A 10,746-nucleotide genomic window follows, 5' to 3' on the forward strand; every position below is an offset into this window, starting at 1 on the left:
GACCAGGAGAAGCAGGCAAATGGAATTTAAAAGCATATTCAGTGTGACGGGTGCTGATCATTCTGATGAGGACCTCACAACAGCTGCCGGACTGTGTGCCGAGGTCGGCGCGCACCTATCGGTACTCATTATACCGCCTCCATTGCTCTTGATGTCGTCTCCGCCCCCCGAATGGAATACAGGACGTGCACAGGCAATTGCAGTACCGAACTATCGATTTCAGCAAATCGAGAAATTTTCACAGGACGTGACCAGAATGGAAAGACGGTCCGCGGATATCCTCAAAAGGCTGAAAGCTATGTCGCTTTCCTGTGACGTTGACACCGACTATTGCGATCCGGCTAGCCTCGGTGAAGTGGCACGACAGCGGGCGCTCTGCGCTGACCTGACGATCGTTGGAGGAGACCTCCTCAACGATGAGACTCTCGGACCTCCTGTTGTCAACGGCTGCTTGTTCGATAGCGGAAAGCCGGTGCTCATCGTGCCGAAGGGCGTTAAGGCGACGCTGTCGCCTCGACGCGTGCTGGTCGGCTGGGATTCGCGTGTAGAGGCCTCGCGTGCGGTTCGGGAAGCTCTTAGTATCCTATCCGCTGCCAAGGAAGTCTGTGTCGCTATGGTCGATCCAAAGGCGCAAAACAACGGGAAAGGCGCGCAGTCTGGAGCTGACATCGCTGCCTATCTTACTCGGCACGGTGCTCGGGTCTCCGTTGACCTGCTTAAGAGCGCCGGCAAATCGGCGGGCACAGTGCTGACCCAGCACGCGAACGACATCTGTGCTGACATGATGGTTATGGGTGCTTATGGCAGCCGTGGGCTGCGTGAGCGGATTTTCGGCGGTCCGCCGAGCTGGAGCTTTGGGAAGACCACATTGCCGCTGTTTTTGGCTCGCTGATCAGCTCCGTAGGAACACCGATCAGGTCGTAGGACCGCCAACCAGTCCGAAGTCGTCGTCGGTTACCGGTCGGATTGCGGAGACATGGCTGGATCCGCGAACATCTTGCGACGCTTGTCAGAGCCAAACCGGACGCCTCGACTGCTTCACGACGCTCTCGTGAACCAACTCGTGCGAGATCGTCCGCAACGGGCAGTAAAGACGAACGGCTGCAGCAGACCGCAGCCAAGCCACAGGGCGGGTGTACCAGGAGACCCCGCCTCGTGCGCGAACCCTGTTGGAAGGCCCCTTATCAGTACCCGGACGCGCGTCAAATCGGCGGCTGTCCCTGTCAGCCTGCGGTGTGCAAGGGCCGCTGCCGCGGAGCTTCCCCTGCCCGATCGTCGGGCGTGCGACAATGTCGGATTCCAGACGAGCTGGAACTGCGCGAACTCGTTGGTTTGACAGGTCTTTATCCGGCACGCCGCATGCATGGGAGTCTCCGAAAGCATTAAGAGCCGTTATCCATGGTTACGCCCCTCGAAAGAAAGAGCCGCTTCCGTCGTGGCAGGGAAACAGCCACTCCTGGGGTGGAGGCCGGCGCTAGAAGCCGCCGTAAGATCCGGAAGAGCCGCGCGACAGCATCACACACTTTCCTTCTGCTCTTGGGTTCGGATCACGCCGCGCCGCTGTCGATGCCGCCGACATTGAGCCCAAGACCTGGAAGGCGGCACACGCTTTTGCTGTCCTCTCAGTCGGGACCGCGGCTCAAGCATGCCTGTGAGGTTCGCATTGCTCAATGCCCGGCAATCGACGTCAACATGCCGCTGAGTTGGAAAACACTCCTAGAGGAGTAAGGATAAGTGGACCTCTTTTGTATTGGTGTGGGTGCTGGACCATCTAATTTGAGCCTTGCGTGTCAGATACAGGAAGAGATTGCGCAAGGGGCACTGTTCCTGGACCGGGAGGTCGATTTCCGAGGACATCCAGGCAGCGCTTTCGATTGCGCGGAGCTCCAGGTCGGCCACTTCCAGGATCTGGTTACTCTGGTCAATCCGCGATCAGCCTACACATTCGTAAACTACCTCCACGAGAACGGGCGTCTTTACAATTTCCTCAATGCGCAATTTCACGGGGTGCTTAGAGCCGAGTTCGCCCAATATCTCAACTGGGCGTTCCAGAAGAATCCGCTTGTCCGTGGCGGCGAGGCCGTTCGCGAAATCCGCTTTGACGGCGAGTTTCGCGTGCGGACGGACAACGCGGTCCTTGATGCAAGAAACCTCGTCATCGACATAGGCAAGCAGGCGCAAATTCCGCCTCAGTTTCATGGCTGGACTGGACCCAACCTGTTCCACTCATCTGAGTTGGCCCACATCAATCCTGAGGTGCAAAAAAAGCATGTCTGCGTTGTTGGCGGCGGACAGTCGGGAGCCGAGCTGCTACTGCACCTTGTCGGCCGGCCGAAAGAACGGCGGCCCGCGGCGATCACATGGGTCTTGACGCGCGAGATGCCTTTCGACGACCACGCGTTCACAAACGGGCTGTTCACGCCATGCTTCTCGGATCGTTTTGCTGCGATGAGCGAGGTGCATCGACAGCTGTTCCTGCGGCGTTTCGCGCTTGCCTCCGAGGGCATTTCAGAAAGCAAGTTGCGCGCGGTCTATCAGGCGCTCTACCACCACGCCTTTCTCGAGCCACACCAATGCGAGATCACATTGCGGCCAAGTTGCAACGTGTCGCGCTGCATCAATGCCGGAGCAGGGCACAGGCTCACGCTGCAACGCGGCTTGGACAACATCGGAGAAGTAACCGCCGATATCGTCATCCTGGCCACCGGGTACGAGAAACCGCTGCCGGGTTTCCTAGAACCGATCGCAGATCGCCTCGAACAGATCGGCAATGAGCTCGCCATCGGCGAGGATTTTTCGGTGTACTGGGACGGACCGCGAGACCGACGCCTTTTCGTTCAGAACGCCTGCCTTGGACAGCGCGGGCTGGCTGATCCGAACTTTGGGCTGCTGGCCTGGCGAGCGCGCCGCATCCTTGACAGCCTTCTGCGGCGCGCGCCATGCGCCAATCCCGAGCATCTAGGGTTCATCAACCGTCCCTTGACGGAGTGCTGGCCCGACCTCGGAGTCGAACAAATGGGCAGCGGGATATGATTCGTCGATATTGATGATCGGCGGTGGCATTCAGGAAAGATTTCCGCCTCTGGCGGCAAAAGCGGGACGAGCAATATTCCTACGGCGTCAGATCGCTCTGCTCGCGCTTGAGCAAGGTAGCGTCGCGCGACTCCTGCTTGGCGTGAAACAGCAAAGGGCATTCAATCACGATGCAGCTTTACGTGCTGTCGGGCTCAACGCCACGTGGATCGAGCCCAACGCCGCCGTTGGCAACCGCGACGCGAATTATGACGCCGGGCCACATGCGGCGGTGGCTGCAAGGGTACCGAGCCTCTCCCGCACTTTCGACCCCATCGCCGAAGTGCGACTACTCCAGGACGCCGAAGCCGGTCTTATCGCCAGCGGGCCAGCCAAACTCTCACCTTCCTAAACGGCAGCCGCTAAGGTGAGCCGTCGAAAGCCGACATTCAGGTTAACGTCAGCTGGCCGTGTTAGGGCTCGCTTATTCAAGGCGGTACCGGCGCTTGCCGAAGCTAAGAAGGGTTGGCATGCCCTTTGCCGTGCTTGATGTGCGGCAACACGGTGAGAGCTCCGCTGAAGCAAGCGAGAGGGAGCAATGCCCTCGAGACCGTGTCCGATTTTGACTGGAAAATATTCCGCGACAAAAGAGACGAAAGGTGTGGAATGACTTTGGACACCAAGATGGAACTGCGTATGGGGTCCCCGGCTCCTGCGCTGAAAGTGGAGAACTGGCTGCGTGGCGAGCCCCTCACGAGCCTTCGGCCCGGCAAGGTCTACCTCGTTGAATTTTGGGCGACTTGGTGCCGACCATGTGTCCACGCCATGCCCCATTTGATCGAACTGCAGGAGAAATATAAAGACAGCGGATTTGAGATTATCGGAGTCGCAGCTTGCGAAAAGGCTGCAACCGCGGACGAAGCGCGGACCAACGTGGATGCCTGGCTGACCGAGAAGTTCCCGAATCTGAATTATCGGACAGCGTTCGATTGCACTGGCGAAATGAAAAAGCTCTGGCTGGAACCCAGCTCTTCGTTCGGGATTCCCACCTCGTTCGTGGTCGACCGCGACGGCCACATCGCTTATATCGGCCACCCGGCACCTCTCGATGACGTTTTGCCGAAAGTCCTTAACGGCAGCTGGCGCAGCAGCTATGAAGCGAAAGCCGTCGATGCAAAGCGAATCTCGCGTGTGCGCGAATCGTCGCTGAGTCAGCCGATATACGCCAAACTTGGGCCGGCGATGCAGGACGAGGATTGGGCAGCGGCACTATTGGCCATCGAAGAAGGCCTCGCCGTGATGCCAGACTCTTTTGATTTTCGGCGGGTTCATGCGGATATTCTGCTTCACAAGCTGCGCGACATCAAAACCGGCTTGCCGCTTATGCGCGAATTGGTCGAGGACGCGATCAACAAAAAGTTCGAAGCGATGTCTTGGGTGGTGATGGCGCTGAACCAACTCTTCCATCCCACGATCGACAACTCCCATCTTCCGCATGATGATCGCTTTGCGATGGGCAAGGAGCTCTCCGAACAGATCCTGGAACTTAATCCTCCGCAAGGCGATGGAGACTTTAAATTCGGGTGTTACTTTCCGGTCGCTCAGTATTATTACGAGAGCGGCAACAAGGACCGGGCGATCGAGTTGATCGAGGTGGCAATCAAATCGCTGGACCATTCGGAGCCAGTGCCGGACCAAACCAAACAGCGCTACCTCACCTCGTTGCTCCAAGCCCTGGCCAACTACACGGGTGAGCCTGCCTGTCACGCGGGTCTCTGTGTGGCTCCGCAAAACAAGACTTCCGAAACTCAAAACGCTGTCACTTCCTGAGCAAGGATCGCGAAGGGCATGACAATTGGAATTGAACACCGGCAAATCCGCCCGCCCAGGCGCACTTCGCAGCAATAACGTCGATGCCGCAAAAGTGCGCGGCTTGCGGCAGGTGGAATTTCCATTGCGTTTACCTCGGGTCGAACCGCGGCGCAGGCGTTCGCGCCGCGGTGAAAGGTCTCGCATTGGTGGACGTGCTCGAGGTCGGCCACGGGACACTGTTGCGTGGGATCGGCTCGCCCAAGCCATTCCCCGCCCACGCAAGCGCCCGAACCACACATCGCAGAAAAAGAGATCGTCCTTCAAGAGGAGTACTGAAATTGGGGAAAAGCGAAATTCCTCATGAACCGGTTGGCCCTGCTGTCCACGGGGACGACGAGGCCCTTGCTTCCCCGTTCGTCAAATGCCTCCTGCGGCTCATTCGTACTCAGGATTCCTTCGGCTTATGGGAAGGCCATTCGGATGCCGAGCTGCTGGCCGAGTTCATCATCACCAAGCAACAGCAACGTGCGGTACCCTTTGGCGGCGATCCCGATCCTGACGCGCTGTGGAGGCTCGACATGTTTTACACCGCCGTAGCGCTTGCGATCGAGGAGCGCTCCGGCGTGTCGACGTCGCCGACAATAGAAATGAAACCCGTGGGGGCTTCCGGCGGTTGGGCGTTCTGTCGAGACGTCCACCGGTTCGGCTTCGAGACTTTCCGCAAACTTGCTGAGGCCGGTACGAAACTGGTCGACGATGCGACTGCAGCCATTGAAGCCTAGCCCGAGATGGAGCGCATCAAGAAACCATTGTTCCAGGAAGGATCTATGTCAGACCTAGATAGGATGAGGAAAAAAGTCTGAAAGCTCCAGTTGCGTGCAGCTATTGCCAAGATGGCATTGCAGGACCTCGTCGAGGGTCTGCCGGGCAAGTGGGCCGACATACAGGAAGTCGCCGAGAAAACCCAAGCCGTTTATGCCGAGTTGGATGTTGCCAAGAGAGAACTCGCTTCAATGAAGAATTTAGGATGATGCGCACATTCACCACCCGTGACGGCTCCATTTGGATGCCGCCGTACCTGACCTCCATCGATAGCAAATCTGCATCGGCTGCTGCCGTTGTTTCAAGGTCTGCTCGCGCGATGTCATGCATCTTCACGGCGTTGATGATGCGGGTGAAATCCTCGCCCCTGCGATGACGAGGACGACGATTTCGACGGCAAGCTCAATCGCATGATCATGGTTGTCGATGATGCCGGCCGCTGCATAGGCTGCGGAGCCTGCGGCCGCGTCTGCCCCAAGAACTGCCAGACGCATGTTCCGGCCGACGAGCTCGCAACATGATCTGGCGAAAACCAGGGGAGCGGCGTGCACTTCATCTTTTTGTCGGCTCGTGGGGCTGGTCCTGTGCAGCAATGCGTCGATGGTTTACTTCGCTTTGGATTCGCTCCGTGTGGCAGTCGTCACGACGCTGGCCTGTTCGCTGCTGCTTCAGGCCGGCTACTTCGGCCGCGTGCTCTTTCTGATCTGGCAGTCCTCTAGCCGCGCTCGTGGAACTCGCCACAGGGGCCAGCATGCCGATGGTTACAGGAAAGCTCGGGTACCAGTCGTCTGACTCTGATCAACTGCGGAATGCAATTTTCAGCTGTGTCCCGGCTTGGTCGAATGCCCAGCATGTGCTGCTGCTTTGATGCGCGGATGACAGGATCAGTGCTCAGACCCACACCAATTTTGGTCACCCTCTGATGACTGAGCTGATCGTATAGGGAATCTGTGTTCGGCTAACACGCGACCATACCCCTGGGCTGACCGGTGCGTAGCAGGTTCAGGTACTTTTTTGCTGGAGATAGCATGCTGGAAAAATTCGAACGTTATCCGCTCACCTTTGGACCCACGCCGATCGAGAGGCTCGACCGCCTCGGCAAGCATCTGGGCGACAAGGTGGAAATCTACGTCAAACGCGAGGACTGCAACTCCGGTCTCGCGTTCGGCGGAAACAAGCTGCGCAAGCTCGAATACATTGTGCCCGACGCGATCGCGTCAGATGCCGATACGCTCGTCACAATCGGTGGCGTGCAGTCCAACCATACGCGCATGGTCGCTGCGGTCGCCGCCAAGATCGGCATGAAATGCCTCCTGGTCCAGGAGAGCTGGGTCCCACATGATGATGCTGTCTACGACCGGGTCGGCAATATCCTCTTGAGCCGCATCATGGGGGCAGAGGTGCGCCTGGTTGACGAGGGCTTTGACATCGGCATCCGCCGCAGCTGGGAAAAGGCACTTTATGAAGTCAAGGCAAGGGGCGGCAGGCCATATGCGATACCTGCCGGCGCCTCTGTCCACAAATACGGCGGCCTGGGCTATGTGGGGTTCGCTGAGGAGGTGCGTGCCCAGGAAGAGCAGCTTGGGTTTGCCTTCGACTATATCGTCGTCTGTACGGTGACTGGTTCAACCCACGGCGGCATGCTCGTCGGGTTCGCCAAGGATGGTCGACAGCGCAACGTGATCGGTATCGATGCCTCCGCCATGCCCGCCAAGACCAAGGCGCAGGTGCTTGGCATCGCCCAAAATACAGCGAAGCTCGTCCACCTCGGAGCGGAAATTGTCGAGGCAGACGTGGTGTTGTTCATGGACTACGCGTACCCGGGTTATGGCGTTCCATCGGAGGAAACCAAAGAGGCAATCCGTTTGTGCGCGCGGCTCGAGGGCATGATTACGGACCCCGTTTACGAGGGCAAATCGATGCAAGGGATGATCGACCTCGTCCAGAGGGGCTTCTTTCCACAGGGATCGAGGGTCCTCTACGCACATCTAGGCGGCGCACCGGCGATCAACGGGTACGGCTACACCTTTCGCAACGGCTGACGTTCGGCAGTCTGCGATTCCGCGGTCGCGCTCGAACGTGGGTAGGTAGCGTCGTTCGAGCGCTTGGCTGGAGAAGTGGAGGCAGCGACGGGCATCCACTAATTGGTACCATTACGTGCTGTCGGTGCTCAACGCCACGCGCATTGAGCGCATGCCGCCGTTGGCAACCGCGAGGCGAATTTTGACTCCGGGGCAAGAATCCACACGCGGCGGTGGCGGCACGAGGACCAAGCCGGCGAGTTCGCGCTTTCGAACTGGCGCCAAACTGCCACTGCTCGAGGGCCGAGGCCAGTCTAATCACAGGCGAGCCGTCCAAGCTCTCAAGAGTGATAGGGCGAAACCCGACAGCGGCAGAAGACATGTCGGGTTCACGACAATCGGCCGCATTTGGCCTCGTGGAGAATTTCAAAGCATTTCCCGCCGCTTACCGGAGCTGAGGGAATTGGCACCTCCGTTGCAGCTTGATGTGCGGCAACACGGTGAGAGCTTCGCTGAAGCAAGCCAGAGGGAGCGATGCCCTCGAGACCGTGTCCGATTTTGACTGGAAAATATTCCGCGACAAAAGAGACGAAAGGTGTGGAATGACTTTGGACACCAAGATGGAACTGCGTATGGGGTCCCCGGCTCCTGCGATCAAAGTGGAGAACTGGCTGCGTGGCGAGCCCCTCACGAACTTTCGGCCCGGCAAGGTCTACCTCGTTGAGTTTTGGGCGACTTGGTGCGGACCATGTGTCGACGCCATGCCCCATTTGATCGAACTGCAGGAGAAATATGAAGGCAGCGGATTTGAGGCGGTCGGAGTTGCCGCCTGCGAACAGGGTCCTACCGCAGACGAGGCGCGGACCAACGTGGATGCCTGGCTGACCGAGGAGTTCCCGAATCTGAATTATCGTATCGGGTTCGATTACATTGGCGAAATGAACAAGCTCTGGATGGATCCCAGCTCTTCGATTGGGATTCCCACCTCGTTCGTGGTCGACCGCGACGGCCACATCGCTTTTATCGGCCACCCGGCGGAACTCGATGACGTTTTGCCGAAAGTCCTTAACGGCAGCTGGCGCAGCAGCTATGAAGCGAAAGCCGCCGATGCAAAGCGCATCGCGCATAACCAACTTGCAGCGCGCGAAATGTCGCTTACCGGGCCGATATACGCCAAACTTGAGCCGGCGATGCAGGCCGAGGATTGGACGGCGGCGCTCTTGGCCATCGAAGAAGGCCTCGCCTTGATGCCAGACTCTTGTGAGTTCCGGCAGATTCATGCGGATCTTCTGCTTCACAAGCTGCGCGACATCAAGACCGGCATGCCGGTCATGCGAGAATTGGTCGAGGACGCGATCGACAAAACGTCCGACGCGGTGTCGTGGATGGCCTTGGCCCTCAACCAACTCTTCGATCCCACGATGGACAATTCCCATCTTCCGCGCGCGGAGCGCTTTGCGATGGGCAACGAGCTCTCGGAACAGATACTGGCACTCAATCCCCCGAACGGCGATGGCCCGTTTAAATACCTCCGGTACCTCCCGGTAGCTCAGTATTATTACGAGAGCGGCAACAAAGATCGCGCAATCGAGTTGATCGAGGTGGCACTGAAATCGGTGGACCGGCTGGGGCCAATTCCGGACCACACCAAACAGTACTATCTTACCCCATTGCTCGAAGCACTGGCCAACTACACGGGTGAGCCTGCCTGTCACGCGGATCTTTGTGTGGCTCCGCAAAAGAAGGCACCCGAAACTCAAAACGAAGTCACTTCCTGAGCAAGAATCGCGAAGGGACTGACAATTGGAATTGAACACTGGCCAATCCGCCCATCGAAGCTCTCTTCGCAGCAAGTATGTCGATGCAGCAGGGCGGCGGCTTGCGGAAGGTTGGATTTCAATTGCGTTGACCACCGGTCGGATCGCGGCGCAGACGATGTGCGCCGCGAATTCGCGCCGCAGGTCTCGCACTCGTGGACATGTCGAGGTCGGCCACGGGGCACTCTTGGGGTTGGCCCGCCCAAGCCATTCGTCGGCCACGCAAGCGGACCCGGAGTGGGCATCGCAGGAAAAGGAAATCGTACCTCGAAGACGAAGACTGAAATGACGAACAACGAAATTCCTCCGGTTGGCCCTGCTGTCAACAATGACGACGAGGCCCTTGCTTCCCCGTTCGTCAAATGCCTCCTGCGGCTCATTCGTACTCAGGATTCCTTCGGCTTATGGGAAGGCCATTCGGATGCCGAGCTGCTGGCCGAGTTCATCATCACCAAGCAACAGCAACGTGCGGTACCCTTTGGCGGCGATCCCGATCCTGACGCGCTGTGGAGGCTCGACATGTTTACACCGCCGTAGCGCTTGCGATCGAGGAGCGCTCCGGCGTGTCGACGTCGCCAATAATTGGAATGAAGCCCCTGCGGGCTTCCAGCGGTTGGGCGTTCTGTCGAGACGTCCACCGGTTCGGCTTCGAGACTTTCCGCAAACTTGCTGAGGCCGGTACGAAACTGGTCGACGATGCGACTGCAGCCATTGAAGCCTAGCCCGAGATGGAGCGCATCAACAAAACCATTGTTCCAGGAAGGATCTATGTCAGACCTAGATAAGATGAGGAAGAAAGTCCGAAAGCTCCAGTTGCGTGCAGCTATTGCCAAGATGGCATTGCAGGACCTTGTCGAGGGTCTGCCGGGCAAGTGGGCCGACATACAGGAAGTCGCCGAGAAAACCCAAGCCGTTTATGCCGAGTTGGATGTTGCCAAGAGAGAACTCGCTTCAATGAAGAATTTAGGATGATGCGCACATTCACCACCCGTGACGGCTCCATTTGGATGCCGTCGTACCTGACCTCCATCGATAGCAAGACCTGCATCGGCTGCTGCCGTTGTTTCAAGGTCTGCTCGCGCGATGTCATGCATCTTCACGGCGTTGATGATGCGGGTGAAATCCTCGGCCCCTGCGATGACGAGGACGACGATTTCGACGGCAAGCTCAATCGCATGATCATGGTTGTCGATGATGCCGGCCGCTGCATAGGCTGCGGAGCCTGCGGCCGCGTCTGCCCCAAGAACTGCCAGACGCATGTT

Annotated in this window: 11 protein-coding genes and 2 pseudogenes; all 13 read left to right on the forward strand. The window is 58.3% G+C overall.

What is annotated here, in order from left to right; genetic code table 11:
• The first annotated feature begins 19 nt into the window (after positions 1-19).
• Complete coding sequence (locus EOA19_RS25830) at positions 20-892, forward strand: universal stress protein (protein ID WP_063169369.1); 873 nt, start codon at positions 20-22, stop codon at positions 890-892.
• A gap of 842 nt (positions 893-1,734) precedes the next feature.
• Entirely contained in the window at positions 1,735-3,033 is a 1,299-nt protein-coding gene (locus EOA19_RS25835) for a SidA/IucD/PvdA family monooxygenase (protein WP_063169368.1), read from the forward strand.
• 13 nt (positions 3,034-3,046) lie between these two features.
• Positions 3,047-3,424 carry a hypothetical protein gene (locus EOA19_RS25840; protein WP_024505270.1) on the forward strand — a complete coding sequence of 126 codons (378 nt, stop codon included), beginning with the start codon at positions 3,047-3,049 and terminating at the stop codon, positions 3,422-3,424.
• 272 nt (positions 3,425-3,696) lie between these two features.
• Complete coding sequence (locus EOA19_RS25845; RefSeq protein ID WP_063170388.1) at positions 3,697-4,842, forward strand: TlpA disulfide reductase family protein; 1,146 nt, start codon at positions 3,697-3,699, stop codon at positions 4,840-4,842.
• A 320-nt stretch (positions 4,843-5,162) separates the two neighbouring features.
• Positions 5,163-5,606: a DUF269 domain-containing protein gene (locus EOA19_RS25850; RefSeq protein ID WP_224571203.1), complete on the forward strand. Its 444-nt coding sequence runs from the start codon at positions 5,163-5,165 to the stop codon at positions 5,604-5,606.
• Between the two features lie 90 nt (positions 5,607-5,696).
• On the forward strand, positions 5,697-5,855 hold the full coding sequence (locus EOA19_RS25855) for a CCE_0567 family metalloprotein (RefSeq protein WP_224571204.1): 159 nt from the start codon (positions 5,697-5,699) through the stop codon (positions 5,853-5,855).
• A pseudogene (gene fdxB / locus EOA19_RS25860) lies at positions 5,852-6,167 on the forward strand (ferredoxin III, nif-specific). The gene EOA19_RS25855 and the pseudogene fdxB (EOA19_RS25860) overlap by 4 nt, the downstream one beginning before the upstream one ends.
• Positions 6,168-6,246: 79 nt before the next feature.
• The gene (locus tag EOA19_RS36095) at positions 6,247-6,438 is read left to right on the forward strand and encodes an exopolysaccharide production repressor protein (RefSeq protein ID WP_127230899.1); all 192 of its coding nucleotides are present in this window, start codon (positions 6,247-6,249) and stop codon (positions 6,436-6,438) included.
• A gap of 236 nt (positions 6,439-6,674) precedes the next feature.
• Positions 6,675-7,688, forward strand: a complete 1,014-nt coding sequence (locus EOA19_RS25870; protein WP_024505903.1) for a 1-aminocyclopropane-1-carboxylate deaminase — start codon at positions 6,675-6,677, stop codon at positions 7,686-7,688.
• 599 nt (positions 7,689-8,287) lie between these two features.
• Complete coding sequence (locus tag EOA19_RS25875; RefSeq protein ID WP_063170386.1) at positions 8,288-9,445, forward strand: TlpA disulfide reductase family protein; 1,158 nt, start codon at positions 8,288-8,290, stop codon at positions 9,443-9,445.
• 324 nt (positions 9,446-9,769) lie between these two features.
• Positions 9,770-10,206 (forward strand): annotated as a pseudogene (locus tag EOA19_RS25880) (DUF269 domain-containing protein).
• Between the two features lie 46 nt (positions 10,207-10,252).
• Positions 10,253-10,456, forward strand: a complete 204-nt coding sequence (locus EOA19_RS25885) for a CCE_0567 family metalloprotein (RefSeq protein ID WP_063169367.1) — start codon at positions 10,253-10,255, stop codon at positions 10,454-10,456.
• A partial coding sequence (gene fdxB, locus EOA19_RS25890; protein WP_206518522.1) for a ferredoxin III, nif-specific occupies positions 10,453-10,746 on the forward strand: 294 nt, incomplete at its 3' end. The genes EOA19_RS25885 and fdxB (EOA19_RS25890), both read left to right, overlap by 4 nt.

The sequence above is a fragment of the Mesorhizobium sp. M7A.F.Ca.US.010.02.1.1 genome (genome assembly GCF_004023085.1).
Taxonomy (GTDB): domain Bacteria; phylum Pseudomonadota; class Alphaproteobacteria; order Rhizobiales; family Rhizobiaceae; genus Mesorhizobium.